The 26,070-nt window shown below is 73.7% G+C and carries 23 protein-coding genes; 7 read left to right on the top strand and 16 right to left on the bottom strand.

Annotated elements, in window-relative coordinates; genetic code table 11:
- Positions 1-556: 556 nt before the first annotated feature.
- The 13 genes from OG871_RS28315 to OG871_RS28255 all read right to left on the bottom strand — a co-directional run bounded on the left by OG871_RS28315 (position 557) and on the right by OG871_RS28255 (position 13,699).
- The gene (locus tag OG871_RS28315) at positions 557-1,363 is read right to left on the bottom strand and encodes an ABC transporter permease (protein ID WP_371500536.1); all 807 of its coding nucleotides are present in this window, start codon (positions 1,361-1,363) and stop codon (positions 557-559) included.
- A 5-nt stretch (positions 1,364-1,368) separates the two neighbouring features.
- Entirely contained in the window at positions 1,369-2,136 is a 768-nt protein-coding gene (locus OG871_RS28310) for an ABC transporter permease (RefSeq protein WP_371500534.1), read from the bottom strand.
- Positions 2,133-3,140 carry an ABC transporter ATP-binding protein gene (locus tag OG871_RS28305; protein WP_371500532.1) on the bottom strand — a complete coding sequence of 336 codons (1,008 nt, stop codon included), beginning with the start codon at positions 3,138-3,140 and terminating at the stop codon, positions 2,133-2,135. Before OG871_RS28305 ends, OG871_RS28310 begins: the two co-directional genes overlap by 4 nt.
- Positions 3,140-4,285 carry a hypothetical protein gene (locus tag OG871_RS28300; protein ID WP_371500530.1) on the bottom strand — a complete coding sequence of 382 codons (1,146 nt, stop codon included), beginning with the start codon at positions 4,283-4,285 and terminating at the stop codon, positions 3,140-3,142. The genes OG871_RS28305 and OG871_RS28300 overlap by 1 nt, the downstream gene beginning before the upstream one ends.
- On the bottom strand, positions 4,282-5,064 hold the full coding sequence (locus tag OG871_RS28295) for a hypothetical protein (RefSeq protein WP_371500528.1): 783 nt from the start codon (positions 5,062-5,064) through the stop codon (positions 4,282-4,284). Before OG871_RS28295 ends, OG871_RS28300 begins: the two co-directional genes overlap by 4 nt.
- The gene (locus tag OG871_RS28290) at positions 5,061-6,299 is read right to left on the bottom strand and encodes a M16 family metallopeptidase (protein ID WP_371500527.1); all 1,239 of its coding nucleotides are present in this window, start codon (positions 6,297-6,299) and stop codon (positions 5,061-5,063) included. The genes OG871_RS28295 and OG871_RS28290 overlap by 4 nt, the downstream gene beginning before the upstream one ends.
- Positions 6,300-6,616: 317 nt before the next feature.
- Positions 6,617-7,303, bottom strand: a complete 687-nt coding sequence (locus OG871_RS28285; RefSeq protein ID WP_371500525.1) for a 2OG-Fe(II) oxygenase — start codon at positions 7,301-7,303, stop codon at positions 6,617-6,619.
- A 56-nt stretch (positions 7,304-7,359) separates the two neighbouring features.
- On the bottom strand, positions 7,360-8,262 hold the full coding sequence (locus tag OG871_RS28280) for a helix-turn-helix domain-containing protein (protein ID WP_371500523.1): 903 nt from the start codon (positions 8,260-8,262) through the stop codon (positions 7,360-7,362).
- A 263-nt stretch (positions 8,263-8,525) separates the two neighbouring features.
- Positions 8,526-9,641, bottom strand: coding sequence for a tRNA pseudouridine(13) synthase TruD (gene truD, locus OG871_RS28275; protein ID WP_371500521.1), 1,116 nt, complete (start codon positions 9,639-9,641; stop codon positions 8,526-8,528).
- A gap of 189 nt (positions 9,642-9,830) precedes the next feature.
- Positions 9,831-10,556, bottom strand: a complete 726-nt coding sequence (locus tag OG871_RS28270) for a 2OG-Fe(II) oxygenase (protein ID WP_371500519.1) — start codon at positions 10,554-10,556, stop codon at positions 9,831-9,833.
- The gene (locus OG871_RS28265) at positions 10,553-11,215 is read right to left on the bottom strand and encodes a hypothetical protein (protein WP_371500517.1); all 663 of its coding nucleotides are present in this window, start codon (positions 11,213-11,215) and stop codon (positions 10,553-10,555) included. Before OG871_RS28265 ends, OG871_RS28270 begins: the two co-directional genes overlap by 4 nt.
- Complete coding sequence (locus OG871_RS28260; RefSeq protein ID WP_371500515.1) at positions 11,212-12,375, bottom strand: histidinol-phosphate transaminase; 1,164 nt, start codon at positions 12,373-12,375, stop codon at positions 11,212-11,214. Before OG871_RS28260 ends, OG871_RS28265 begins: the two co-directional genes overlap by 4 nt.
- The gene (locus OG871_RS28255) at positions 12,362-13,699 is read right to left on the bottom strand and encodes a radical SAM protein (protein WP_371500513.1); all 1,338 of its coding nucleotides are present in this window, start codon (positions 13,697-13,699) and stop codon (positions 12,362-12,364) included. Before OG871_RS28255 ends, OG871_RS28260 begins: the two co-directional genes overlap by 14 nt.
- Before the next feature lie 301 nt (positions 13,700-14,000).
- On the opposite strand from OG871_RS28255, the gene OG871_RS28250 reads away from it, so the two are divergent.
- Entirely contained in the window at positions 14,001-15,407 is a 1,407-nt protein-coding gene (locus OG871_RS28250; protein WP_371500511.1) for a hypothetical protein, read from the top strand.
- A gap of 147 nt (positions 15,408-15,554) precedes the next feature.
- Here OG871_RS28250 and OG871_RS28245 read toward each other — a convergent pair whose 3' ends face one another.
- From OG871_RS28245 to OG871_RS28235, 3 genes are read right to left on the bottom strand one after another with little or no spacing between them, the layout of a single operon-like run.
- The gene (locus tag OG871_RS28245) at positions 15,555-16,175 is read right to left on the bottom strand and encodes a 2OG-Fe(II) oxygenase (RefSeq protein ID WP_371500509.1); all 621 of its coding nucleotides are present in this window, start codon (positions 16,173-16,175) and stop codon (positions 15,555-15,557) included.
- Between the two features lie 38 nt (positions 16,176-16,213).
- Entirely contained in the window at positions 16,214-16,966 is a 753-nt protein-coding gene (locus OG871_RS28240) for an SDR family NAD(P)-dependent oxidoreductase (RefSeq protein ID WP_371500507.1), read from the bottom strand.
- Positions 16,963-17,682 (bottom strand): class I SAM-dependent methyltransferase, encoded by a 720-nt coding sequence (locus OG871_RS28235; RefSeq protein WP_371500505.1) that lies wholly within the window; start codon positions 17,680-17,682, stop codon positions 16,963-16,965. Before OG871_RS28235 ends, OG871_RS28240 begins: the two co-directional genes overlap by 4 nt.
- 210 nt (positions 17,683-17,892) lie before the next feature.
- Between OG871_RS28235 and OG871_RS28230 the strand changes: the two genes are divergently transcribed.
- From OG871_RS28230 to OG871_RS28205, 6 genes are all read left to right on the top strand, one after another.
- The gene (locus tag OG871_RS28230; RefSeq protein ID WP_371500503.1) at positions 17,893-19,089 is read left to right on the top strand and encodes a hypothetical protein; all 1,197 of its coding nucleotides are present in this window, start codon (positions 17,893-17,895) and stop codon (positions 19,087-19,089) included.
- On the top strand, positions 19,086-19,856 hold the full coding sequence (locus OG871_RS28225) for a tyrosine-protein phosphatase (protein ID WP_371500501.1): 771 nt from the start codon (positions 19,086-19,088) through the stop codon (positions 19,854-19,856). Before OG871_RS28230 ends, OG871_RS28225 begins: the two co-directional genes overlap by 4 nt.
- The gene (locus OG871_RS28220; RefSeq protein ID WP_371500499.1) at positions 19,853-20,854 is read left to right on the top strand and encodes a GNAT family N-acetyltransferase; all 1,002 of its coding nucleotides are present in this window, start codon (positions 19,853-19,855) and stop codon (positions 20,852-20,854) included. The genes OG871_RS28225 and OG871_RS28220 overlap by 4 nt, the downstream gene beginning before the upstream one ends.
- A gap of 277 nt (positions 20,855-21,131) precedes the next feature.
- Positions 21,132-22,181 carry a helix-turn-helix domain-containing protein gene (locus OG871_RS28215; protein ID WP_371500497.1) on the top strand — a complete coding sequence of 350 codons (1,050 nt, stop codon included), beginning with the start codon at positions 21,132-21,134 and terminating at the stop codon, positions 22,179-22,181.
- A 220-nt stretch (positions 22,182-22,401) separates the two neighbouring features.
- The gene (locus OG871_RS28210; RefSeq protein WP_371500496.1) at positions 22,402-25,251 is read left to right on the top strand and encodes a glycoside hydrolase N-terminal domain-containing protein; all 2,850 of its coding nucleotides are present in this window, start codon (positions 22,402-22,404) and stop codon (positions 25,249-25,251) included.
- An 81-nt stretch (positions 25,252-25,332) separates the two neighbouring features.
- Positions 25,333-26,034 carry a FadR/GntR family transcriptional regulator gene (locus OG871_RS28205; RefSeq protein ID WP_371503452.1) on the top strand — a complete coding sequence of 234 codons (702 nt, stop codon included), beginning with the start codon at positions 25,333-25,335 and terminating at the stop codon, positions 26,032-26,034.
- The last annotated feature ends 36 nt before the right edge of the window (positions 26,035-26,070 follow it).

Raw genomic sequence — 26,070 nt, 5'->3', positions numbered from 1 at the left:
TCATCATGGGGTCGCAGATGCGGACCGCAACAGCGGTACAGAGCAGCATCTACAACCCGTCTGGGCAGCCCGACCTGGCAGATGCGACAGTTGACAGCCAGGCCGGTCCCCGCCGAACCCGGCGGTCAGCCCGTCCAGGGCCCGCCGGCCGGAGCGCACTCGCCCGTGCCCTGGCATCGTCCTGAGCGGTCGTCCGCGGGTGGCCGGGGTGGCGTTCCACGCCCCGTCGGGCGGCCCGTAACGGCCGTGGCCTCCGCCGAGCGGATGCTCGGGGGAGGCCACGGTCACACGCTGCCCGGCGGCCCCGCGGAGCAGTCGGGCCGATCGAACGTCAGGCAGCCACCTGGGCCTGGGCGAACCAGCGCTGGTCGGGGTTGCCGGTGCACTCCCAGATGCCGAGCGTGGCGCCGTTGTCCGTACTCCAGCCGGGCAGTTCCAGGCAGCTGTCGGCGGTCGGGTTGTAGAGCGTGCCGTCGAAGCGCCGTACCCGCGCGCGTGTTGGTGGTGGCCGGACCGTTGGGTTCGCGCGGCGGCGTCCGGTGGTCGGGAGTGCGGTTCAGGCGGCGTAGTCGAATGAGCCCTTGCGGCGGCCGCGTCGGCGGATCGCGGCGGTGGCGAGGCAGGCGATGGTGAGCCAGAGGAGGCCGGTGAGAAGGGTGAGGGCGACGGCGTGGGCCACCGTTGCGGGGGTGTCGTGGGCGACCACGGCGCGGACGGCGGTCAGGGCGTGGGTCAGGGGGAGGGCCGACGCGATCGCCTGAATCCACGGGGGCCAGAAGGACACCGGGACCTGGACTCCGGTGATGGCCATCGCCAGAAGGTTGCAGCAGGTGGAGATCACGTTGCGGGAACCCGGCAGGCCGATGGCGAGGGAGCCGAGGAGCAGGCCGAAGCCGTAGGTGCTCAGGGCGGTGGCGAGGATCAGCAGGGCGAGGACGGGGAGTTCGGCGGGCGCGGTGTGGACGCCGAAGACCGGGGCCAGCAGGAAGAGGGAGACGGCGGAGGTCAGCGCACCACCGAGCGGGGCGTAGAGGCCGCGGCCGAACAGGACGGTGCTCATCGGGGTGGGGGCGGCCGCGAGGAGCGCGAGGGTGCCGTCGTAGCGCTCGCGGACGCCGGCGGAGACGACCGTCATGGTTTCGAGGACGCACACCATGACGGCGTTGCCGATGACCAGGTAGCGCACCTGTTCTTCGGAGCCGAGCAGTCTGCCGATTAGGGCGAAGAACGTGACCTGGGAGAGCATCCGGCCGAGCCAGCCGAAGGTCCAGGTGCGCCAGTTGTGGGTGTGGCGGTACTCGGCGGCGGCGGCGACCGCCGCGTACCGGACGATGCGCAGTTGGTGGAGGAGGGTCTGAGTCATGACGGTCACACCTCGGCCAGGGTTCCGGCGGCCTTGGCCCGGCGCAGCATCGCGGTGATGGCCAGGACACCGGCGGCTGCGCCGGCCAGGCCCAGGGCCGCGATGACGGCCAGTGACCGTGCGGCGTCGGGGACGGGGCCCGGGGTCAGCGTCCGGCGCAGCAGGTCGGCGCTCCAGGTCAGGAACACGGCCGAGGAGAGCGGGCGCACCCAGTCGGGCAGCATCGAGGCCGGGACGAGGACGCCGGCCAGCAGGTAGAAGGGGTAGGTGAGGGTGTTCTGCATGAGACGGGCGTTGGGTGCCAGGACGAACAGCGCCGACATGAGGGTGGCGGTGCCGGCCATGGCCAGGGAGGAGACCGTCAGGCAGAGGGCGAACAGCGGGCCGTGTTCGATGCTGAGGGAGATGCCGAAGGCGCCTCGGGCGACCAGCCAGGCCTCGCCCATGCTCAGCAGGCTCACGGTGGTGACGGCCACGATGCGGCCGAGTACCACCACCGGGAGCCGTGCCGGGGTGGCGATGAGCGCTTCGAGGGTTCCCCAGGACCGTTCCTTGGTGATCACCTCGCCGGCGATCAGCAGAGCCATGTCCCACAGTGTCATCAGGACGGGCGCCATGATCGAGTAGGGCGCCAGGTCGCGCCGGCCGGCGTATTCGCTGATGGACAGCAGGACCAGCGTGGTCAGCGGTGTCCGGACGAAGATGAGCAGGACGTCGGGGCTGTGGCGGGCGAGGGTCAGCTGGAAGCGGACCGATCCCCAGAAGGTGATCACGGGCTCACCCGCATCTTCCGCTCGCCGATCACCCGTACGTACAGCTCTTCCAGGCTGGGCGGGCCGGTTCGGACGGTGCTGACGTCGGCTTCGACCAGGCAGGTCAGGACCTGGCGTGTGACGTCGGAGGAGTCGGTGTCCACGCAGAGTTCGCCGTCGGGCCGCCCGGGCCGTACGGATGCGCCCGGCAGGTTCTCGATCCGCGCGGCCACCGTGCCGGGCACGCCCCAGGCCTCGACGCGCTCGCCGGTGCCCAGCCGGCGGGCCAGTCGGCGGGGGTCGCCGCTGGTGAGGACGCGGCCCCGGTCGATGAGGGTGACCTCGTCGCAGATCGCTTCGGCCTGGGCCATGTCGTGGGTGGTGAGCAGCACGGTGCGCCCTTCGGCCTTGAGGCGGGCGACGAAGTCGCGGAAGCTGTTCGCCGCGACCGGGTCCATGCCGGTGGTGGGTTCGTCCAGGAGCAGGACCCGGGGGTCGCCGACCAGGCCGCGGGCCAGGTGGAGGCGCTGTTTCATGCCCCGGGAGAATCCGTTCACCTTGTCGTCGGCCCGGTCGGTCAGCCCGACCTCCTCCAGCAGTTCGGCGACCCGGGTGCGCAGGTTCCGGCCGTACAGCCCGTAGAGGGCGCCCCACAGTTCGAGGTTCTGGCGGGCCGTCAGCCGTCCGTAGAGGCCGCGGTCGCCGCCCAGCACGATGCCGATCGAGCGGCGTACCGCCTGGGTGTCGGCGGCGACGTCGTGGCCGAGGATGCTGGCCCGGCCGGCGGTGGGCAGCAGGGTGGTGGAGAGGATCTTGCACAGGGTGGTCTTGCCGGCTCCGTTGGGGCCGAGCAGGCCGTGTACCGATCCTTGCGCGACCGACAGGTCCAGCCCGTCGAGGGCGACCACTTCGCGGGCCTGGGCGCCGCGGCCGGTGGTGAAGACCCGGCGCACTCCGTGGACCTGCACGGCGGGTGTGTCGCCGTGCGGGGCGGGCGTGGCGCCGGGTTTGCTCGCGTGGGCCATCAGGTGTCCTTCCCGAGGCGGTCGAGGACGCGCAGCGCCGTGTCGTAGGCGTCCTGGGAGACGATTTCGCCGCACACCAGCAGGTAGTCGCCGATGGGGGTGCGCAGCAGCGACACGCCGTCGGTGTCGTACCGGTGGGTGCGGGTGGAGCCGGGACGGGCTGCCGGGCGGCCCAACGGCATTCCGTAGACGGGCAGTTGGGCGGCGAGTCGGGCCTCGACGGTGGCAGCGGCCGACTCGGCCCGGTCCTCGGCCCGGTCCTCGGCCCGGTCTTCGGTGCCGGGCCGGCCGGTCGGCCTGGACCGGTCGGCGAGCTCGGCGGCGGCCGGCTCGCGCAGGGCCCGGGTGTAGGCGTCCAGCAGGTCGGCGCCGGCGCCTTCTCGGGTGTAGGCCAGCAGCTCCAGCAGTTCGGGGGCGAGGCGGTGGCCGGCGGCTGCGAGCGCCAGGCCGGCCGGCGTGGGCGGGGCGGGGTCGGCGAAGAGCATCAGCACGTCCACCGCGTCCTTGGCGTGGAAGGCGCGCTGGAACCGTTCCTCGGCCAGTGTCAGCAGGTCGGCCAGCCACGGGTCGTCCGGCAGGGTGGTGTGGGGCGGGACGGGGCCGCCGGGGGTGCGCGGGAACGGCAGGGTGGAGAGCTCGATGTTGTGGGGGCGGTCGAGGAGTTCGTCCTCGGAGGCCCAGTGGAGTCCCAGGGTGACGTCGGTGCGCTCGCCGTGGCGGCTCAGGGTGAGGTCCGCGCGGTCCAGCGGCACCTGTCCGGCGATCAGGACGGCCGCGCGCCACAGCTGTTCCTCGCCGGACACGACGAGGTCGAGGTCGCCCACGGGGCGCATCAGGTGCGCCGGGTAGCGTCCGGCCAGCGAAGGCCCCTTGACCAGCCGGACGGGCAGTTCGGCGGCGATCCGCTCGTACAGCTCCGCGTACCGGGCGGCTCGGTCGCGGGCGCGGCGCATCAGGTCGCGGGAGCCGGAGCCGAGCGGCAGGCCCTCGGCGGCGGCCGCCGAGACGACCAGCTGGGGCAGGGCCGACGAGGCCTGTTCGGCGCGGCGCATCAGGGTGCGTACGCTCTCGTGGTCCTCGACGCCCAGCAGCCGGCGGAGCAGGTCCAGGGTCACCGGGCGTACGGGCGGTGCGGCGGCGGTCACGGGGCCTCCTTCGCCGTGGGTGCGGGCGCCCACCAGAACTCGTGGTCGATCCGCCAGCCGCGGGCGAGCAGTGCGGTGACGATCCGCCAGGTGTCGCGGCCGCCCGTGGCGGGGTCCTGGTCGTGGCCGTGCACCACGTTGCCGACCAGGGCCTGTCCCAGGGTCTGCGCGTGGGCGGCGGCGGCCCGGCAGAGCACGGCGGTGGTGAGTGCGACGTCCTCGCCGTCCTCGACCAGGACGTCGACGAGTTCGGTGATCGGCTCGCCGGTGACGTCGTCGTCGCGGCCGGTCAGCAGCGTTGCGTGGCCGATCGTGCGGCCGGCGCGGCGGGCCACCAGGGAGACGCGCCCGGGTTGGGCGCAGACGGATTCGGCGATGCTGCCGGCGGCCGACGCGGGCACGGCGTGGCCGATGTCGGCGGCGCCGCGCATCAGGGCCCGGGTCAGCCAGGTGAGCACCAGGGTGTCGTCGTCGGCCGCGGCGGGCACCACCTCAAGGGTGTGCTCGGGGTCGGGCAGGTCTGCCGGGTCGGCGCACCGCAGGTAGGTGAGGCGGCGGCGCCAGGGCGCGGGCAGGGTGGTGTCCGGCGGGGTGCGCAGCAGGGTGCTCCGGGTCTGCGGGCACTGGGTGTGCAGGGCGGCGCGGGCCTGGGCGAGTCGGGCCGAGTCGGTCAGCAGGGCCGGGCCGGGCTGCTGGATCAGCAGGTGGTGCTCGCCGGTGAGCGGGTCGGTGTAGGGGCCGGCCGTGACGCCGGACAGCGGGTCGGTGTCGGCGGTCACGAGGCGTCCGGGCGGACCGCGGCGACGAGGTTGCCGCGCAGCCGGGCGGCGGCTGCGGCGATCTGGGCGGGTGTCACGGCGCGCAGGTCGGCGCGGGCCCGGGCGAGGGACCAGTCGGCGGTGCCGGCTCGGGTGTGCATGGCGATCAGCTGTGCGTGGTCGAGCGGCGACTCGGCCTGGAGGACCAGCCGCATCTCGGCCTTGCGCCGGGCGGAGTCGAAGTCCTCCTCGGTCAGCCGGCCTTCGGCGAGGTCGCCCAGCAGCGAGTCCACGATCTCCACCAGTCGGTCGGCGGCCTGCGGTTCCACCCCGGCCAGCAGCCGCCACACACCGGTCTCCGCGTAGGAGCGGTTCCAGGACTCGAAGGAGTACGACAGCGCCTCCTGGCCGCGCAGCTTGCGGTACAGCAGCGAGGAGGGGCTGGAGCCCAGCAGGGTGGCGATCAGGCGGTAGGCGGCCTCTTCGGGACTGTTCAGCGTGCAGGAGCGGGCGGCCAGGCAGACCCAGACGAAGTCGCGGTCGGCGGGCCACCGCGGCAGGCCGGTGTCGGGTGCGGGCAGGGCGGGCGAGGCGAGCGGCTCGGCCGGGGCATCCGTCTGCGCCGGGGCGAGTTCGGCCAGCAGTTCGTCGAGCCCGTCGATCGGGCGCGGGCCGACCACGACCAGGGCCCGGGGGCGGTGCAGGAAGTCGCGGCGGTGCTCGCGTGCCACGTCGGCGGCGGTGAGCGTCTGGAGTTCCGCGATGCGCCCCCCGACCGGCCGGCTGAGCGGGTGGCCGGGGAAGAGCTTGTCGAAGACGGCGTCCTGGACCAGGTCGGCGGGGTCCGCGGCGGCGGTGACCAGCTCCTTGACCACCACCTCGCGCTCCCGGTCGAAGGTCGCGGTGTCGAACGTGGGCGTCAGGACGGAGCGGAGCATCGCGGGCGCCGCCTCGGCGGCGTCCTCGGCGGCGACCTGGGCGTAGAAGAGCATCGTCTCCAGCCCGGTCTCGGCGTTGGTGTGCCCGCCCATGCGCTCGACCTGCTCCGCGAACGAGTGGCGGCCGTCGGCGGGCTGCGAGAACAGCAGGTGTTCCAGCAGGTGGGCGACCCCGCTGCCGCCCTCGGGGTCGCGGCGGGCGCCGTGGGCGACGGCCAGGCACAGGCTGGTGGTCTGGAGCCGCGGGTCGTAGACGCCGATCACCGGCGTCCGGACGCCGCCCGGTGCGGGTGCGAGCGTGTCTCTCGTGGGCGTCATGGGTTTTCCTTCCTTCCTTGGCGGAACGGGGCCAAAAGGCGGTGCCGCCACGGAGCGAACCCCGCGGCGGCACCACCTACCCGGTGGGTATCAGACTCTGGGTCAGGCCTTCTTGGTGATGACCTTCTCCAGGCGGGGGGAGACGAGGGAGACGTGGTTGCGAGTCATTTTCTGTTCCTTTCTCAGCGGGATTCACTCGGATTTTCCTGCACCGTCGCGAGGCTTTCCGGCCCCGTTTCGGCGATGCCTCATTCCAGCAGTTCCGCCGAGTGCCCATCAAGGGCCGGCTCGCATTCTTTCCGTGTGGCGGAACGAATTCACTGTTCGGTGAGGTGGAGCAGGAGGACCTTCCGGTCCTCGGCCGCAGACGCGGAGACGGGCGTGACGGCGTGCCAGGACTGTTCGGAGGGGCACATGACGATCGATTCGCCCGCCCTGGGCAGCACACGCCGCCTGACGTCGCCGGCGTCGGAGGAGCCCAGGACGAGGAAGTGGCCTTCGTGGTCCGCGGGCCAGTTCGCGTTGAAGTACCAGGTCTGGGTGACGAGCTTGTCGAGGCGGTCGGTGTGCGGGTCGATCCAGGCGCCGGCCGGGTACCGCACGGCCCGGATCTCCAGGGCCGCGCCCGAGACGTCCCGGCCGGTCAGCTCGCCGACCGCCGACCGGTACCCGGGTGAGCACAGCGCGTCCAGCAACTCCCGCCACAGCGGCGTGAGTCGTCGTAGCGCCTCCGGATCGGGCCGGCCGTCACGGACCAGGCCGAGGTTGTCGGTGCGGTAGCCCTTCTCGCCGGGCCGGCCGCTCGCGCGCTCGGTTCGGGTGAAGCCGCGGTCCGGGAACTCCTCGACGAGCCGGTCCAGCAGCGGCCGGCTCAGCATGCCGTGGACGGTGCCCCAGGTGAACGGCGACGTGTTCAGGGTGGTGCCGCGCAGGGCGTCGAAGTCGACGGCGGGCGGGGCGGGGGTGGCGGGGCGGGCGCTGGGGCCGGCCTCGGTATCGGCCATGACGGCTTTCGGGTCCTTCCGTGCGGGGGGCGAGGGCGGGTGGGGTGGCGTGCGGGTCATCGGGTGCCGCTGTACGGCGTCCGCGGGTCGAGCTGCGCGGCCAGGCGGGCCGTCAGTTCGCGGGCGGTGTCGCGCAGCATGGGCGCCGTACCGCGCCGGCCGGCCGGGTCGGTGCCGCCGACCAGGCAGAGGGCGGCCAGCAGGCCGGCGCCGTCCGCCCGGACCGAGCAGGCGAGTACGGAGTGGGACCGTTGGGCGTCCGCCAGGGAGACCACCGGGCCGGCCGAGGGGGGCGTCCGCACCCGGGCGGCGGTGCCGGGGCCGTCCGCGGCCGGGCCGAGCCGCCGCGCTGCGACCACGCCACCCCGCTGCGGGGCGGCGTCGGCGAACCCGGCCGGCCGGGCTGCGGCGCCGGACGGGGCAAGGCCCTGGTCGCGGCCTTGGGCAACGGCGTGGAACAGCCGACGGGCGAACTGCCTGACGGTCCAGTCCCGGGCTTCCGCGTCCTCGTCGGCGGCGCCCTCGCGCAGCAGGTGGACGACCTCCTGGCCGCGTGGCACCGACAGGTACACGGCGGCGCCCGAGACCTGGTGCAGCCGCTGGAGCAGGGGCCGGGCCAGGATGCGCAGGCGCTGGTCGCGGGGGGATCGGGCGCCGAGCAGGTGCATCTGCGGCCCCAGCTGCAGTCCGCAGTGGCCGCGTTCGAGGAAGCCCGAGTCGAGCAGTTCCGCGATCAGCCGGTGGGCCGTCGGCTTGGGCAGATCGGCGCGGCGGGCCAGTTCGGAGAGTGACAGTTCCAGGTCGTCCGGGCCGAAGGCGTTCAGCAGCGCCAGACCGCGGGTCAGCATCGAGTCCCGTCGGCGGGTCGGGGCCGGTGGGTGCCCGGCCGCGCCGCCGGCGGCTGCGTCGAACGGTGCCGTCTGTCGGTGGCAGGGTGCGGAGGCATGGGAAGTGAGCATGGGGTTCCCGGGAGGTCAGGGGGTGCGGCCGCCGTGGACGGACGGCAGCAGGTCCGGCTGGTCTTCGGGTACGGATTCTGCCCAGCCGGTGCGGCCCCCGGAAGGCGCGCGCGCGTGCCTGAGCAGGACATTTCCGGTTCCGGACAGGCCAGGGGCCCGGGCCTTCGCTCCCCCGCAGCGCCCCAACAGCACAGCGGTCCCGCCGATCCGGCCCGGTGCGGGCGATCGGCGGAACCGCTGGCGGTGTGTGGTGGGAGACCTTGTCAGGCGGACGCGGCGAGCAGGTGTGCGGCTTCGCCCGCCGGCGCCGGCTGACGGGGAGCCCGGGCGAGTTGCAGCAGGAACTGCGCGACCACGCCGGTGGCGTAGCAACCGGACGGCAGCATGAACGAGAGCGTGCACTTGGACCGGCCCTCGAAGAGGTCGTCCGGCTCCACCGGCCCCAGGGTGAGGATGGTGTGCAGCACGGTGGGCCGGCGTGAGACGCGCATGCGCAGCGCGCCGTCGGCCCACCGCCACTTCTCGTACTCCAGCTCCGGGCAGGTGGCCATCAGGGTGAGCGCGGCCCGCGCCGTGGTCGGGAACAGGTAGGTCAGGCTGTCCCGGTCCACCGTCTCGGTCTCCGCGGGTCCGGCGGTTTCGGCCAGAAGGGCGGCCAGTCGCCGGTTCCACAGGTGCGAGGAGTGGGCGGTCCGGTAGAAGGCGGTCACCCGCTGGTCCAGCTGGTCGAGGAACGTCCGGGCGCTGCCCTGGTGGGCCAGGGCGCGCTTCCCCTCGGCGGAGCCGGAGGAGCGCAGCAGCGCGAAGGCCGTGTCGGGATCGTCGTCGAGCAGCGCTTCGCCGATGCGGTGCGTCACCCGGGGGCCGCCGGGGACCCCGAAGCGCTGGGTGTCGTAGTAGTTGGCGAACGCCACGCCCGTCTCGCCGCGGGGTACGCGGCGCAGCTGTTCGGCGAGGTCGTCGTCGATCGCGCGGAGGGTCAACCGGAAGGCGTTGCCGAGCAGTTCGCCGATCTCGATGCGGCGCTCGGCCGGTCCCAGCGGGGTGAAGGTGAGCCAGCGGCCGGACTCGGCGGACTCCCGGTTGAGCCGCTCCAGCAGGGCGGGCGGCACCTCGCCTTCGACGGAGACGGTCTGCTCGGTGACGCCGTCCTCGTCCTTCAGGCCCGCCGAGGAGACGGCGCCGCCGGGCAGGTCCAGCGCCCGGGCGAGCAGGTCCATGGCCTCGAAGGTGGTGTATCCGCGCTTGCGCAGCCGCAGGTGCTGGTGGCGCGGCCGGGGGTCGCCCCGGCCCGCTCCGAAGGGCGCGGGCTCGGCGAGGGCCGGCACCTCGTGGACCAGGAAGTCCTCGGGTACCGCCTTCAGCACGGGAGTCCCCATGTTTTCCTTCCCCTTCTGGGTCCCCCGGGATTCGGGGCGGGCCGGAATTTCCGCCGGCCGAAACGGACGGTCTTATCAGCGAGATCGGCGCTCCGGAGGATCTGGGCGCGCACTGTTCCTGTTCGATGCCAGGAAGAAAGGGTGTTCACGCCGACCCCGCACGGATCGCCGATCTCGCTGAAGCCGACACTAGTACCGGTCCGGCCGGGCGGCCATGGCCGGTTCCGCCGCACGGAATTCCCTTTCGGTGGATTCCGGTTCGGTGGATTCGGGTTCGGCGGGCCGGTGGAAAATCACCTGGGCGGAAAGCCGGGCGGCGCCCGGATTGCGCGGGTCGGCCTTCTCCACCGCGTGCCACGACTTCTCGCTGCGGACCAGGACGACGCTCGTGTTGTCCGCGGGCGCCACCCGGTGGACGACGTCGTCCGCCGAACCGGAGCCGAGGACGAGCAGGTTGCCGCCCCACTGCGCCGGCCAGGGCCGGTTGAAGTAGAAGACGTGCGTGACGAGCTTGCTCTCCTTGTCCACGTGCGGGTCGAGCCAGCAGTCGTGCGGGTAGCGCCAGAGGTTGACCTCGACCGGGCAGGACGCCAGGTCGATCCCGGTCAGCTCGGCCAGCCGCGCCCGGTAGTCCGCTCCGGTGACCTCCGCGAGGAAGGCGCGCCAGGGCGCGGGCAGGTCGTCGTCCGGCCGCGCTCCACCGTCGGCCGGCGGGGACGCCGGGTGCAGCACGCGGGCCCACATGGTGTACGTCTTGTGCGGATCGGCGCTGCTCACCTTGGTGAAGCCGGTGTCGGGAAAGGTCTGCCGCAGCCGCTCCGCCCGGTCGGGCGGGAAGGTCGCGTCGAGGTGGTAGTAGTCGAACGGGTCGTGCACCGCCCGGGCTCGGGACAGGCGCACCGATGGGCTGGTCAAGGTTCCTCCACCGGGTGGGGGGCGGTGGTCCCGGTCGGGCCGCCGCAGGTACAGGAGCTGAGGCCGGCACTGGTCGGCTCGGCGTCGGGGCCCGGTGCGCAGGCGGCCAGCAGCGGCAGCAGTTCGCTGAGCGCCCTTCTGGTCTGGCGGCGGGTGCGGCAGACCACCGTGCGGCCGGCGAAGCCCGTCAGGAGCGGCCTCGTCGCGACGAGTTCGCGGCGCCGGAAGCCCGTCACCTTGCGCAGCAGGGCCGACAGGTCGCGTACCGGCTTGTCCTGTGGCCCGAGTTGTCGGGGCAGGTACTCGCCGCTGTCGGCGCCGCGGCGCCGCAGGCGCAGGCTGCGCCGCAGCACCCGCCAGGCGCAGACCAGGGCGGGAGGGTCGAGCAGGACCGCGATCTCGGCCCGGGCCAGGCGTTCGGGGATGGTGCCGAGGTGGTTGCCGTCCACGATCCAGCGCTCGTCGGCCGCGAGCCGGGTCACCGTCCGGCGCCATTCGTCGTCCGGGGTGCGCTGCCAGCCCGGTCCCCAGTACAGGTCGTCCAGGTGGAACAGCGGTATGCCGGAGCGGGCCAGCGCGTGGCAGAAGGCGGACTTGCCGCTTCCGGGGCTGCCGAGGACGGCGACCCGGCCGGCGAGGCGCCTCGCCGGGGCCGTCACGGCTGCCTCCGGGCGGGTTCGGGTCGTGCGGCGGCGCCCGTCGGGTCGGCGATGGCCGCGGCGACCCGGTCCATCACGTCCGGGCCGGCCAGTGAGATGCGCAGGCACTCCTCCAGGCCCGGCACCTCGGTCAGCGCGCGGACTCGGAAGCCGTGGTGGAGCAGCGTGCGGGCCGTCTCGGGCGGGGCGCTGCGCGAACCGGTGTGGAAGGTGACGAAGTTGCCGCCCGGGCCGAGGCGCCGCCAGCCGGGGTGGGCGCGTTCCACGGCGTCGGCGAAGCGGCTGCGGATCGCCCGCACGTCGTCCCAGATCCGTTCGAACTCGTCGTGCTGGTGGAGCAGTTGGCGCAGGAGGGCGAGCGCGGGCGCCGACACGGTGCTGTCGGGGCGGTAGCGGGCGAGGTGGGCGGTGGTCTCCTCGCGGGCGAACACGGCGGCGACGCGGGACCCGGCCAGCGCGTGCGACTTGGAGTACGAGCGCACCACGACGAGCCGCGGGAAGCGTTCCAGCAGCGGGACGTGGGTCACGCCGGCGAACGCGCCGTAGCACTCGTCGATCACCAGCAGGTGGCCGTACCGGTCGCAGGCGTCGGCGAGCCGGGTGACGTCCTCGGCGGACACCAGCAGTCCCGACGGGCTGGCGGGGTTGGTCAGCGCCACCACGGCGGGGGGAGCCGAGCGGACGGCGTCCAGCAGGGGGCCGATGTCCAGCCGGGGCGGTGTGCCGGTGATCTGGGCGCAGGCCGTCACCGGGACGCCGCGCAGCCGCGCGTAGTACCGCCAGGCCTCGAACGACGGCTCGGGCAGCAGCAGCCGGCGCGCGGGCACCGCGAAGGCGTCCACCAGCAGCCCGATCGCGGAGTCCGATCCGGCCGTCAGCAGGATGCGGGACGGCGGGACGCCGTGTCGCTCCGCGAGGGCGGTCAGCAGCTCCTCCTGCAGCGGGTAGGAGCGCACGTCCTGCGGGTCGATCCCGGCCAGGGCGCGGGCCACCAGCCGGTCCGCCGCGGGGTGCTGGAGTTCGCAGCTCTTGAGGTTGACCACGCCGGCCGGGTGCCGGCGGGGCGGGTGGGAGACCGTCAGGGCCGAGGCGTGGACGGGGAAGCCTGCGCCGCCGCCGCCCGGCTGCGGCAAGCCGGCGGGGGCCTCACGCGGTGACATGGTCGGGGTGCTGCGGGATCGACTCGAACACCGTGGTCAGCCGGTCCTCGGCGCCGAACATGAAGGCGTACCAGGCGGCGCGCTCGTCGGCGTCGCCCGTCCCGCCCGGTTCGGCGATCAGCTGCCGGTTGTACCGGCTGATCTGCGGCGTGCTGAGCTCCGGGGACATCGCGTGGTACGGCGTGTACATGGTGGGCCGCACCCGGGCGCCGACCTCGCGGGCGGTGGCCACCGTCCGGGCGACGCCCTGCGGGGTTGTGCCGGGCAGGCCCACGATCACGAAGGCGTTGAGCTCGACGCCGGCCTGTGCGCACCACTGCGCCACCGTGCGGAAGCGGTCCTCCTCGATGTGCTTGGCCCGGGGCAGCGTCCCCTGGGCGTCGGCCTCCAGCGTCTCCAGGCCCACCGAGATCCGTACGCAGCCCGCCCGGCCCATCAGGGCGACGAGCTCCTCGGTGAGGTGGTGGAGGGTGGTGGCGCACTTCCAGCGCGGCTGCACCGGGCCGGTGAGGAACCGCTCGCACAGCTCCGTCACCCAGCGCCGGTCAAGGGTGAACGTGGGCGCGTAGAAGGCGACGTACTCGAAGGGCTGCCGGGCGTACGCCTCCTCGATGTACGCGACCGCCCGGTCGACGGAGAGCCGGCGTTCGCGCAGCCCGAAGATCGAGGGCACCTCGCAGAAGTCGCAGTTGACGGGGCAGCCGCGGGCGACGGGCACGACCAGCTCCCGGCGGAAGGGGATGCCGCAGAACTTGTGGTCGTCGTTGAAGTAGAGGCGGTCCTGGGCGGCGTACGGGATCTCGGCGACGTCCGGCAGCACCCACTGGTCGGCCGGCAGCGTGTCGCCCGGCTGCCGCGGGGCGTGCCAGGTGCCCGCGACGCGGACCGCGACTCCCGGCAGCGGCCCGGTCGGGCCGCCGTCCGCGACCGCGCGCACGACGTGCGCGACACCGCACTCGTAGTCCCCGGACTGCACGATCGCGTCCAGGTCGTAGCGCATGAAGTGGCCCGGGTTCATGCTGCTCAGCCGGCCGAAGGTGACCACCCGGCTGTGGGGCGACAGCTCCCGCACGTAGGTGATGAACCGCTCCAGGCCGTCCACCGCGTCGAAGTCGTTCATCACCGCCACGACGTCGTAGCCACCCTGGAAGAGCAGGTTCCCGACCGCCTTCCAGTTCATGTTCAGCACCCCCGCGTCGTACACGTCGACGCGGCTCACCCCCGGGTCGCGGCGCAGGTGACCGGCGGTCATGAAGGCCGGGGTGTGGTGGCCGGCGTTGAAGTAACTCGGCACGTGCGGTGGCCAGATGACCAGAACTTTCACGGGGATCACTCCTGGATTCGTGTCGATTCGGACATGGTGGGCGCCCGTGACGCGGGACGGAAGCCGCGTTCCGCCCGGCGAAACCGCGCGCAGACCTCGCGGGCGCCCCGCCCGTAGGGTGGCGAAACGGGCGGCGGGCGGCGTGCCGCGATCCGGCCCCGCCGCGGTGCCCTGCCGTGCCGCCCGCCCGTTTCGCCACCTGACCCGCTTCGCCCCCGTCCTGCGCAAGGCCCCGGACCGCCCGCGGTCCCGGAGGCCCGTCCGCAGCCGTTCCCGGGTGCCCGCCGGAAGGACAACTCGCATGCACACCCAAGCCCCTGCCGGCGCCCCCGCCCTCCTCGACCGGCCGTCGCCACCGTCCGCCGCCGACTGCTGGGAGGTGACGCGGACCGGGCACCGGACGGACGTCGTCGTGCGGCCCTCGGGCTTCAAGCACCTGCTCGTCCCGCTGCTGGCCGCGTCCTGCCTGGCCGAGCGGCCGTGGCGGATCACCAACGTGCCCGACATCGCCGACACCCGGGTGCTCGGCGCGGTGCTGCGCGAGGTAGGCGCCGACGTGCGCCACGACCCCGGGACGCGGACGCTCACCGCGCACGGCGCCGGCGTGACCGGCCAACACATCCCCGAGCACCTCTCGGGCCAGGTGCACGGCGGCGTCTACCTGCTGCCGGCCCTCCTGGCGGCCACCGGCCGGGTGGTCTCCGGCTCCCACGGCGGCTGCTCCATCGGCGACGGCGCCCAGGGGCAGCGCCCGCTGGCGCACGTCGCGGCCGTGATGGAGCGGTTCGGCGCGCGGTGCGTGACCGGCCCCGGGCACCTGACGGCGAGCGCGCCGGCCGGCGGGCTGCGCGCGGCGGTCGTCGACCTGGCCGACTTCGCCGTGCGCGAGCCGGTCACCGGCACCCTCACCGGCCCGCACTACTCCGGCGCGACCAAGACCGCGCTGCTGCTGGGGGCGGCGGCCAAGGGGACGACCGTGCTGCACAACCCGTACCCCAAGGCCGACGTGTTCGAGCTCGCCCGGGCGCTCGGCTCCGCCGGAGTGCCCGTCCGGATCAGCCGCGAGGAGATCGTGGTCGAGGGCCGCGGCGGTCCCCTCGGCGCCGCCGAGGTGCGGCTGCCGTCCGACCTGATGGAGGTCCTCACCCTGGTGTCGCTGGCCGTCTGCCTGGACACCCCCACCCGCGTCCTGCTGGACCGGCCCGAGGCGGTACGCGAAGGCCTGGCACCCGAACTGTCCTGCCTGGAACGGATGGGCGTGCCGCTGGCCTGGGACGGCGACGTACTGCGGGTGCAGCCGGTGGAGCGCGTCACGGCCGTGGACGTCATCGCCGCCTCGCACCTGCTCTACAGCGACGCGCAGCCGCTGCTCGTGCCCATGCTGCTGCGCGCCACCGGCCCCTCGCGGCTCACCGACACGGTCTGGGGCGCCCGGTTCGGCTACGCCGAGGGCCTGCGCCGCCTGGGAGCCGACCTGACGGTCGAGGGCTCCCGGCTGCTGGTACGCCCCAGCCGCCTGCGGCCGGTCGGCGGTCCCCTGCACGGCGGCGATCTGCGCGCCGTGATGGCCCTGGTGATCGGTGCGCTGGCGGCAGGCGGCCGCTACCGGGTACACGGCGTGGGGCACCTGGCGCGCGGCTACGCCCACCTGGCGGACAAGCTGCGGCTGTTCGGCGCCGAGATCAACGAGGCCCCGCCGGGCGGCTGAGGCCGCCGCGCCCTGCGGCCCGGGAGCGAGCGCTCCCGGGCCGCAGGCGTCTGATCCGGGGTGTTCCGGGCCGGGCAGCGGCGAGGCGGTCCACTCCGAGTGGAGTGGACCGCCTCGCCGCTGCGGTGCCGGGTACGCCCGCCGGCGTCAGCGCCACATCTCGACCTGGACGGTGTACCGGTACTCCGGCGCGCTCGGCCTGATCGGGGCCACCGCGTGCCACGAGGCGTCGGACCGGGCGAAGACCACCGAGCGGCCCGCGCCGGGCACCACCGAGGCCACCGCCGGGGAGTCCTCCCCCGGTTCGGCGCGGACCAGGAAGCTGCCGCCGTCCTGCGCCCGCCACTGCTCGTTGAGGTAGAACACGTGGGTGGCCCGCTTGTCGGCCTTGTCGGTGTGCGAGGAGACCCCGTCGCCGGGACCGAACACGAAGACGCCCACGTCGATCGGGCAGGAGTCGGTGTCGGCGCCGACCGCCGCGCGCACCCAGGAGCGGTAGCCGGCGCCCAGCACGGCGGCGGTGAAATCGCGCCAGGCCGCGCCGGCCTGCTCCAGCCCCGCCAGCGCCCGGCCGCGGGAGACCAGCGGCAGCACGTACATGCCGTACGTCTTGTCGCCGCCGGACGTGCGCTCGATCCGGCGGAACGCGTCCAGCTCCGGCAGGTCCGCGCGCAGCCGTGCACGGGAGCCGGCGGGCAGCAGGTCCTGCGCCACGGCCCAGCGGTAGGGGTGCGTCCGGGCGTCGAGGGGGGCGTCGAGCTCCAGCATGCGGGTTCCTTCTCCGTACGGGTGTGGGACGGCGGTGCTCACAGCGGCGGTTCCGGGACGCGCGGGCCGTGGCTGACGATCGGGGTGCCCTCGGCGCCGGGCTCGCGGCTGCGCAGGATCTGCAGCTCCTGGAAGGGCGCGGACTGCTCGGCGGCCGCCCGCCAGATGATCCCCGCGACCTCGGCCGGGTCCATCATCGTGCCGTAGTCGATCTCCAGACCGGTGTGGAAGTCGGGTACGGCCAGCCCGCCCGGGTTGATGACGGTGACCCGGTTCGCCGGGTCGGCGGCCACCAGCTCCGGCACCAGGCTGCGGCTGACGTGGGCCTGGGCGGCCTTCAGCGCGCAGTACAGCGACTCGTTCTCCCGCCGGCGCCAGCCGGAGGAGGAGGCGATGGTCACCAGGTGGACACTGGCCGGGGCGGTGGCCAGGATGCGGCGCAGCAGCCGCAGCGGGCCGGTGAGCAGCAGGCTCGTGAGGCCCTCGATCTCCGCGTCGGTGGTGTGCACCAGCGGCTTCTTCAGGAACGCGCCGGCCACCCAGAACAGATGGAGCGGCCCGGGCAGGTCGACGTCGGCGGCGTCCACGCTCGCCGGGTCGCTCAGGTCGAGCTCCCGCAGGACGAACCCCCGCGCGTCGGCCGGTGCCATGGTGTGCACGGAGCGGCCGTAGACGTAGGTGTCGAGTCCCGCGTCGCGGGCCTGCACGGCGAGTTGGCGGCCCAGCCCGCGGGTGCCGCCGATGACGGCGGCCACCGGTGCGTTGGGCGACGGTGGGGTGACGGCGTTCACGAGGGTTCCTCACAGTCGGGGGCGGGGACGAACTCCAGCAGCAGGAAGGGCGGCCTGGTGGCGGTCCGGGTGAACTTGGCCCCGAATGCGGCCCGGTGCTCCTCGCCGGGCCGGGGCTCGTGCAGCCGCCTCAGGACCAGGCCGGCCCGGCGGGCGTCCTCGGTGATCAGCCCGAGCGGCCTGCGGTAGTAGGTGACCACCAACGGCGGCGGCCCGTACGAGCCCCACTCCTCGGTGATCTCCTCGACGGCGTGGTAGTCGCCCCGCGCGGAGCAGAAGTCGGCCAGCGGGTGGTGAGTGGAGATCAGCAGCCGCCCGCCCGGCGCCAGCACCCGGCGGAACTCCGCCAGCACCGGCTGCCAGTCGGCCAGGTAGTGCATGGTCAGCGAGGACACCACCACGTCGACGGAGCCCGCCGGCTGGAAACCGAGCGGCTCGGCGAGGTCGTGCACGAGCACCTCGGCGCCCGCCCCGGCGCGCTCGCGGGCCAGCTCCACCATCGTCGGGCTGGCGTCCAGGGCGACCACCCGGGCGCCCTCGTCGACCAGCCGCCGGGTCAGGCGCCCGCCGGCGCAGCCCGCCTCCAGCACCCGCAGGCCCCGGCACGGGCCGAGCAGGTCGAGCAGGGCCGGCCGCTCCAGCAGGGTGTTGAACGGGTTGGTCGCGCTGCCGCGGTCGTACTGCTCGGCGAAGCGTTCGTAGCTCAGGGCGGACACGGCCCACTCTCCTTCGTCCTCGGCTGGCCCGACGGGGATCCGCGGCACCGCCCATCCGAGGCGCCGCCCACTCTAGGAGGGCGCCGGGCCTGCCACGAGGACGTGTTCCGGGAGGCGAAACACCAGGCGCGGCCGGCGGCACCCCCGGTTCAGGATGACGCCGGAGCCTGCGCCAGACGGCGGGACGACCCACAACGGAGAGGGGCACTTGTGTCAGCCGAGCCATGGAGCGCCGCACGCGCCCGGATCGACGGCCGGCGCCCGGACGACGGCGGCTTCACGCTGTCGCGGTGGTGCGCCCGGGTGTCGGTCGACAGTGACCTGCCCGGACTGAACGAGCTGATCGCCGGCCTGCTCGGCCCGTACTTCCCGATCGTGCCGGGACGCGACCTCGACGCCGTGGGTGTGACGGTCCGTCGCACCGAGCGGCTGCCCGTCGCCTCGGACGACCTGGAAGCCGTCTCCCGCACCCCGCAGTTGTGGCTGGACGAGAAGGGGCCGCGGTTCGTCGTCCTCGACCACACGCCGGAGCGCGCCGTCCTGCTGCGCGACATGGAGGCGGACAGCGACCCCGTCCTGATCACGGCCGAGCGCTCCGGCCGGATTCGGATCGACGTCACCGACGACGGACCCGGGACCAGGCGCGCCGTCGTCCGCCTGCTGACCTTCCTGCTGTGCGGGCAGTTGCACGCCGCGGGCGTGCCGGTGCTGCACGGCTCGGCGGTGGCCCGCGACGGGCAGGCCGTCCTGATCGCCGGTCCCACCAACGCGGGCAAGTCCACGCTGGCGTTCCTCGCCGCGACGCTGGCCGGCTGGGACTTCGTGTCGGACGACTCGCTGCTGGCCTGGCGCGACGGGCCGGGCGGCCCGCCGCGGATCAGCGGCATGCCCCGGCGGATGGGCATCAGTGTCGGCAGCCTGCTCACCCACCCCGACCGGGCCCGCTTCGAACGGCACCCGCTGCGCCGCTACGACGGCGCCCCGGTCGGCGTCCTCCCCACCCCGCCGGCCGACGCCTGGTCGCGGGAGACCCGGGTGCGCCTGTACTGCGACGTGGACGAGTTCGCCGCCGTCACCGGCGTCGCGCTGGAGCAGAACGCCACCCCGACCGCCGTCGTCCTGCCCACCGCCGACCCGGGAATGACCGGCTGGCACATCGAGGAGGCGGACGACGACGATCCGCTGGAGCTGCACCCCACCGAGGGGCGCAACCTGCGGCACTACGTGGACTACCTGCATCTGCTGCCGCCCCGGGAGGCCGACACGCGGGCGCGAGCGGACGTCCTCGACGCGCTGCGGCGCCTGCCTCGCATCCGGGTGCGCTACGGCCCGGACGTCAACACCGACTTCCCGCGGTTCTGGAACGACGTCACCGCCGCCCTCGGCCTGACGGCGGTGCGGTCATGACGGCACCGGCGCAGGCCGCGGGCCTCGGCGTCAACTTCCGCGTGGTGCAGGCGGCCGGACTGCGGCCCGGCCGTCTGCTGCGCAGCGGCGACGTGACCGCCTTCACCGACCGCGAGGCCGCCGAGCTGCGCGACCACTACGGCGTACGGACCGTCATCGACCTGCGCAGCACGCGCGAGTCGGACCGCTACGGCCGCCCCCGGGCGCTGGCGAACGCTGGCATCCGCTGGGTCCAGGCACCGGTGACCGGGTACGCCAGCACCCCCATCGACAAGCCGCGCCCCACCTCCGACGACGTGGTGCGCTACTACCACGGCATGCTCGCCGAGGCGGACCCCTCGTGCTGGCCACGGCTGGTCAGCGAGCTCGCCGAGGCCGCGTCGGCGCCGTTCCTGGTCTGCTGCCACTGCGGCAAGGACCGTACCGGCGTGGTGGTCGCCTCGCTGCTGGAGCTCGCCGGCTGCCCGCAGGAGGACATCGCCCTCGACTACGGGGAGAGCGCGGCGGACCTGGTCGCGCAGGTGGACCGGTTCCAGGACAAGTGGGTGCGCCGCGGGCACACCCGTGACGACTACCTGACCCGGATGCAGGTGCGCCCGGGCACCCTGCGCACCTGGCTGGGCGAGGTGCGCGAACAGCGGGGCGGCCTGGTGGCTTTCCTGCGCGAGCGCGGCGTGGCGGAGGCGGACCTCACCCGGCTGCACGGCGCGCTGGCAGCAGCTCCGCCGTCCGTGGCGGCCGGCGCGGACGGCCGGGCGCGGCGATGACGGCCACGGCCGCCGGGCCGCCCGACGTGACCAGCCCGGTGCCCCGCGAGGTGTGGCGGCACGCGCTGTCCGCCGACCCGCTGGCGCTGGTCACCCAGACCCCGGGCTGGCTGGACGCGATCCTCGACACCGGTGACTACCTGGACGCCGGACGCTGGTACCGGTGGCCGGACGGCCGCCAGCTCATCCTGCCGATGGTGCGGCCCCGTTGCGCTCCGCCGGGCGGGGAGGGCGGACTGGCCTGGCCGAGGGAGTGGGGCATCGGCGGTGTGGTGGCCCCCGGCCAACCCGTCACCGAGGCGCAGGCGCGGGCGGTCTTCGCCGACCTCGGCCGCCGCCGCGGCGGCCCGGTGCTGCTGCGGCCCAGCCCGCTGACCGACGCGGTCTGGCGGTCCGCGGCCCCCGCCGCGGCCCGCGTCACCCCGCGCGTGACGTACGTCGTGGACCTCGCCGGCGGCTTCGACGCGGTCTGGCGCGAGCGGTTCAGCGGGCGGGTGCGGCGCCACGTCCGCAAGGCCGAACGCTCCGACCTGACCGTCGTGCGCGGCAACACGCCCGCCCTGCTGGACGACTTCGACCGCCTCTACCGGCTGTCGGTGCGCCGCTGGGCCGACCAGGAGGGGACGGACCACGCGACGGCGCTGCGGCACGCCGACCGCACCAACCCGCGCCGGAACTTCGCGGCCGTCGCCCGGCACCTGGCCGAGGACTGCGTGATCCGGATGGCCTACCTCGGCGGGGAGCCGGTGGCCGGCATCGTCACGCTGTGGCACGGCCGGCACGCCAAATACTGGCGTGGCGCGATGGACAAGCCCGCCGCCGCGGCGACCTGCGCCCCCACCCTGCTGCAGTCTCTCGCCATCCGCGAGGCGTGCGAACGCGGCTGCCTGCTCTACCACATGGGCGACAGCCGCGCCGGCGACCCGGTGTCCCGCTTCAAGCTGGGCTTCGGCGCCGCCGCGCACCACGGCGCCGCGTACGCCCTGGGGCCGCTCTGAGCGTCCGGGACCGTCCGGCTGCTGGTGATTCCGCGTTGAACGGCCGTAGACCACCGCCTGGAAGCATTCCTGCGGACGGACCCGGACCGAACGCCCCGGGTCTCAGGCAGCGGCCGGGTCCCAGGCCGTGGAACAGAATCGGGAGGGGCACATCATGGATCCGAGCTTCGACACCGCCCACGCGGAACACCCTCGCGGACCCGCGCATCCGGGCCGTGGTCTCCGCCGTCCGCCGCACCGGCGGGTTCGGCGGCTGACGGTGTCGCAGTCCGATCGCATGCCCGAGCCGTTCGACGACCACCGCACCGGCCGGCCGGACCGGGCCGACGTCGGCACCCGCGCGCCGGGGCTCGAGTGCCTGGGGGTGGACACCCTCTCCGAGCAGGTCTACCGGATCACGCTGCGCCACCCCGGCGACGGTGTCGCGGACATCGCCCGGCGCCTCGACGTGCCCGAGGCACAGGTGGGTTCCTGCCTGGCCACCCTGGCCGAACTGTCGGTGGTTCGCCCCGTCGGGCACGCCTTCTACCCGGTCGGCCCCGAACGGGCCATGGCGTTGCTGCTCGGGCGCCGCCAAGCCGAACTCGCCGCCCACCAGCAGCGCATCGAGACCGCCCGGGCGGCGGCGGCGCAGCTGATCGCGGAGTGCGCCGACCTCTATCCCGGCAGCGCGGCGGGCGAGGAGGTCGTCCCGGCCCGGGACCTACCCGGACTCCTCGCGGAACTCGGCGACCAGACGCACAGCGAGGTCATGGTGTTCGCCCCGCACGGCGCCGACACCCCTGCCGCTGCCGCTGCCGACTCGACGGCCGACCAGGCCCTGCTCGCACGCGGCGTGCGCCTGCGCACCATCCACCTCGACAGCGTGGTGCACAACCCCACTGCCCGCGCCCGCCTGGCCGGGCTCACCGAGTACGGTGCCGCCGTCCGCACCGCGCCCGTGCTCCCGCTCGGCATGACCATCCTCGACCGACGGACCGCCGTGCTGCCCGGCGGCCCCGACGACACCCGCCCGGGCGCCGTCGTCCTGCGCCGCCCCGGGGTGCTGACCGCCCTGTGCGCCCTGTTCGAGAACACCTGGGCCGACGCGACCCCACTCGGACGCCCGGCCGCCCCGACCGCGCTCGGGCTGAGCCGGCAGCAGGCACAGACCCTGGAGCTCCTCGCCGACGGCATGACCGACGAGGTGATCGCCAAGCGCATGGGCGTCTCGTCCCGCACCATCCGCCGGATCGTTGCGGAACTCCTCGAACAACTCCAGGCCCGCAGCCGCTTCGAAGCCGGCAAACGCGCCGTCCAGGCCGGCCTGCTCCCCGCCTGCCCCTGACCGATCCGCCAGTGACCGTTTCACCGCCCGGCCCTTCTTCCCGCACGGGGGCCGACGCACGCCCAATCCCCCCACACATCTGATGTTCCGGCAGTCCACTTCCCGTAAGTGGAGGCGAATCCCTTCCATGGCGGTGTCGGCCAGGCTAGCCTGGCCGACATTCATCTGATGTATTGCTGGGTTCCGATCCCGGCCCGCACCGTCAGGAAGGACGCCACCCATGTCCGAGTCCACTGCCTCCCACCCCGGGCCCACCCCCGTGAACGGGGTGTCGCGTCGCGGCCTGCTGCGGACGGCCGCGTCCCTCGGCGCGCTGTTCGCGCTCGGCTCCCTGCCGGAGTTCACGGCAGCCGCTGCGGCGGTGACACGGCCCGGCTCGCTGTCGCTGGTCCCGGACGGCCAGGCCGTCACGCTCTGGTACACCACGCCCGGCAGCGAGTCCTCGATCCTGGAGCAGGGCCTGCCGATCGGCAACGGGCGGCTCGGCGCGACGGTCACGGGCAACCCGTCCCATGACGCGCTGTACCTGACGGACGCCACCCTGTGGACCGGCCACGCGAACGCCTCGCTCGGCTCGGACGGCCAGTTCCCGTACGGCACCACGGACTTCGGCACCTTCGGCCTCCTGGCCAAGGCGTACCTGGACATCCCCACCCACACCACCGACGCGATCAGCGGCTACCGCCGCACGCTCGACCTCTCCAACGGCCTGGTGACCGCGTCCTACCAGCAGGGCGGTGTGACGTACCGGCGCGAGGTGTTCTCCAGCCACCCCGACGACGTCATCGTCGTCCGGCTCACCCAGAGCGGCGGAGGCTCCTACACCGGATCGATGACCCTCGCCGGAACGCGGGGCGAGTCCGTCACGGCCGACGGCGCGACCGCGAGCGTCTCCTTCGGCACCGCACTCCCCAACTCGCTGAAGTACTCGGCGGTGGTGAAGGTGGTCGGTACCGGCGGCAGCGTCTCGGCCTCCGGCGCACAGGTGCGGTTCACCGGCTGCACGGAGGTGCTGCTGATCGTCTCCGGCGGCACCAACTACAAGGCGGACGCGTCCACCGCCTACCAGGACACCGCCGTCGTGCCGCTCGCGGTCGCCCGCGCCAAGGCGTCGGACGCGTCCACCGTCGCCGCATCCGCCCTGCTCGCCACCCACGTCGCCGACCACCAGCGGCTGCAGCAGACCATGACGCTGAACCTGGGCACCTCCAGCGCCGCGCAGCGGGCCATGGACACCGCCTCCCGGCTCACCGCCCGCGCCGCGGCCGGCTCCGCGCCCGATCCCGAACTCGAGGCCTCCTACCTGCACTTCGGCCGCTACCTGGCGATCTGCGGCTCGCGCGGAAGCCTCCCGCTCAACCTCCAGGGCCTGTGGATCGACCGCAACGACCCGGACTGGATGAGCGACTACCACACCGACATCAACGTCCAGATGAACTACTGGCTGCCCGACCGCACGGGTCTGTCGGAGTGCTTCGACGCCTTCACGGACTACTGCGTCGCCCAGCTGCCGGGCTGGCAGGCCGCGACCCGGGACCTCTTCCAGGACTCCCGCAACGGGTTCCGCAACAGCTCGGGCAAGGTGGCCGGCTGGACTCTCGCCATCTCCACCAACGTCTGGGGCGGGAACGGCTGGTGGTGGCACCCGGCCGGCAACGCCTGGATGTGCAACTCGCTGTACGAGCACTACCAGTACACGCAGGACGCCGCCCACCTGGACAGGATCTATCCGCTGCTCAAGGGTGCCTGCGAGTTCTGGGAGTCCCGGCTCGTCACCAGGACCGTGCCCGACCCGGCGACCGGCGGCACCCGTCAGGTGCTCGTCGACGACCACGACTGGTCGCCCGAGCACGGCCCGACCGACGCGATCGGCATCACCTACGCACAGGAGCTGGTCTGGCAGCTGTTCCGGAACTACCGCGAAGCCTCCGCCAGGCTCGGCAGGGACGCGGCCTACGCCTCCACCGTCGGCACCCTCCAGAGCAGGCTGTACCTGCCGGAGGTGAGCGCCACCACGGGCTGGCTGGAGGAGTGGATGACCGACGGCAACCTCGGCGAGACCACCCACCGCCACCTGTCCCCGCTCGCCGGCCTGTTCCCCGGCGACCGCATCAACCTCCAGGACTCCCCGCCCGCGACCATCGCCGGCGCCACCGCCCTGCTGACCGCCCGCGGGATGGTCGGCTTCGGCTGGGCCAGCGCCTGGCGCGCCCTGTGCTGGGCCCGCCTGAAGAACGCCGACAAGGCCTACCAGCTGGTGCTCGCCGTCCTGAAGCCGTCGGTGAACTTCAGTAACGGCACCGGAGTCAACATGTTCGACATGTACAGCTTCGGCAACCGATCCACCTTCCAGATCGACGCCAACTTCGGCACGCCGTCGGCGATGGTCGAGATGCTGGTGCAGTCCCGGCCCGGACGGGTCGAGCTGCTGCCCGCCCTGCCGTCCGCCTGGGCCGCGACCGGCAGCGTCACCGGCGTCGGCGTACGCGGCGGCCTGACCGTCGACCTGAGCTGGACGTCAGGCCAGGTCACCAGCGCGACGCTGCGCGGCCTGGCGGGGGCGAGCACGACCGTCGTCTTCGGCGCCTGGAGTCAGGCCGTCACGATTCCGTCCGGCGGTTCGGTGACCGTGACGCCGCCGGCCCGGGCCACCGTGTTCCAGCTGGTCAACCGGAAGAGCGGCAAGGCCGTCGACGTCCCCGGCGCCTCCACCGCCGCGGGCACCGGTCTGATCCAGTACACCCCGAGCAGCGCCGCCAACCAGCGTTTCCGCTTCACACCCGTCGGGGGCGACGTCCACGAGATCGGCTGCACGCACACGTCGCTGGCCTGGGACGTCAGCGGCGGCTCCACCGCCGACGGTGCCAGGCTCATCCAGTGGACGCCCACCCACGGCACCAACCAGCAGTGGCGGATCACCGACACCGGCGACGGGTACGTGACGATCACCTCCGTCCGCAGCGGCAAGGTGCTCGGCGTCACGGGAGGCTCCACAGCCGACCAGGCACCCGTCGAACAGCAGACCGCCAACGGCGGCACGGCCCAGCAGTGGCGCCGCATCCCGGCCTGACACCGAAGCGGCCTCACCCTGGATGAGCGGAGACTATGCTGTAAAGATCAGATGTTTGAGTGAAGAGGGAGGCGGATGCGCGTGCCGGTCACCGACGAGGCGATCGACAAGATCAAGGCGATGATCGTCAGTGGCGAATTGCGTCCCGGGGCGAGGCTGCCCAAGGAGGCCGACCTCGCCGATCGGCTGGGCCTGTCCCGCAGTTCGCTGCGCGAGGCCGTGAAAGCCCTCTCGCTGATCAGGGTGCTCGACGTCCGCCAGGGCGACGGCACCTACGTGACCAGCCTGGAGCCCGAGCTGCTGCTGGACGCGCTCGGCTTCGTGGTCGACTTCCACCAGGACAACACGGTGCTGGACTTCCTGGAGGTACGACGAATCCTGGAACCGGCCGCGACGGCGATGGCCGCGAACCTCATGTCGGACGAGGACATCGCCCGCCTGCGCACGGTCCTCGAAAGCCTGGGCGACGATCCCACGCTGGAGGAGCTGATCGCCAACGACCTGGAGTTCCACCAGCAGATCGCCGCCGGTTCCGGTAACGCGGTGCTCTGCTCGCTGGTCGAGGGGCTCTCCGGACCGACCACCCGCGCCAGAATCTGGCGCGGCGTCACCGAGGAGGGAGCCGTGGGACGCACCCGGGAGCAGCACGAGGCGATCCTGTCCGCCATCGAGGCCCGCCGGCCGGACCTCGCCCACGCCTGGGCCACCGTCCACGTCGCCGGGGTGGAGCAGTGGCTTCGCAAGATGCTCGGCTCGGCCGCGTCCGCGCTGCCGCCGCTCTAGCGGGAGGCCCACAGCCGCCGACCGGTCCCGGTTCAC

It is taken from the genome of Kitasatospora sp. NBC_00374, from assembly GCF_041434935.1.
GTDB lineage: Bacteria > Actinomycetota > Actinomycetes > Streptomycetales > Streptomycetaceae > Kitasatospora.
The sequence above is the reverse complement of the archived record's forward strand: the minus strand, read 5'-3'. Positions and strand labels throughout refer to the sequence as shown.

Excerpts from the sequence above, each read along its gene's own strand:
- truD (WP_371500521.1), bottom strand. The coding sequence starts at position 9,641 with ATGGGGACTCCCGTGCTGAAGGCGGTACCCGAGGACTTCCTGGTCCAC.
- OG871_RS28245 (WP_371500509.1), bottom strand. The coding sequence starts at position 16,175 with ATGCTGGAGCTCGACGCCCCCCTCGACGCCCGGACGCACCCCTACCGC.
- OG871_RS28220 (WP_371500499.1), top strand. The coding sequence starts at position 19,853 with ATGACGGCCACGGCCGCCGGGCCGCCCGACGTGACCAGCCCGGTGCCC.
- OG871_RS28280 (WP_371500523.1), bottom strand. The coding sequence starts at position 8,262 with ATGCTCACTTCCCATGCCTCCGCACCCTGCCACCGACAGACGGCACCG.
- OG871_RS28210 (WP_371500496.1), top strand. The coding sequence starts at position 22,402 with ATGTCCGAGTCCACTGCCTCCCACCCCGGGCCCACCCCCGTGAACGGG.
- OG871_RS28225 (WP_371500501.1), top strand. The coding sequence starts at position 19,086 with ATGACGGCACCGGCGCAGGCCGCGGGCCTCGGCGTCAACTTCCGCGTG.
- OG871_RS28290 (WP_371500527.1), bottom strand. The coding sequence starts at position 6,299 with ATGACGCCCACGAGAGACACGCTCGCACCCGCACCGGGCGGCGTCCGG.
- OG871_RS28215 (WP_371500497.1), top strand. The coding sequence starts at position 21,132 with ATGCCCGAGCCGTTCGACGACCACCGCACCGGCCGGCCGGACCGGGCC.
- OG871_RS28250 (WP_371500511.1), top strand. The coding sequence starts at position 14,001 with ATGCACACCCAAGCCCCTGCCGGCGCCCCCGCCCTCCTCGACCGGCCG.
- OG871_RS28285 (WP_371500525.1), bottom strand. The coding sequence starts at position 7,303 with ATGGCCGATACCGAGGCCGGCCCCAGCGCCCGCCCCGCCACCCCCGCC.
- OG871_RS28305 (WP_371500532.1), bottom strand. The coding sequence starts at position 3,140 with ATGGCCCACGCGAGCAAACCCGGCGCCACGCCCGCCCCGCACGGCGAC.
- OG871_RS28260 (WP_371500515.1), bottom strand. The coding sequence starts at position 12,375 with ATGTCACCGCGTGAGGCCCCCGCCGGCTTGCCGCAGCCGGGCGGCGGC.
- OG871_RS28315 (WP_371500536.1), bottom strand. The coding sequence starts at position 1,363 with ATGACTCAGACCCTCCTCCACCAACTGCGCATCGTCCGGTACGCGGCG.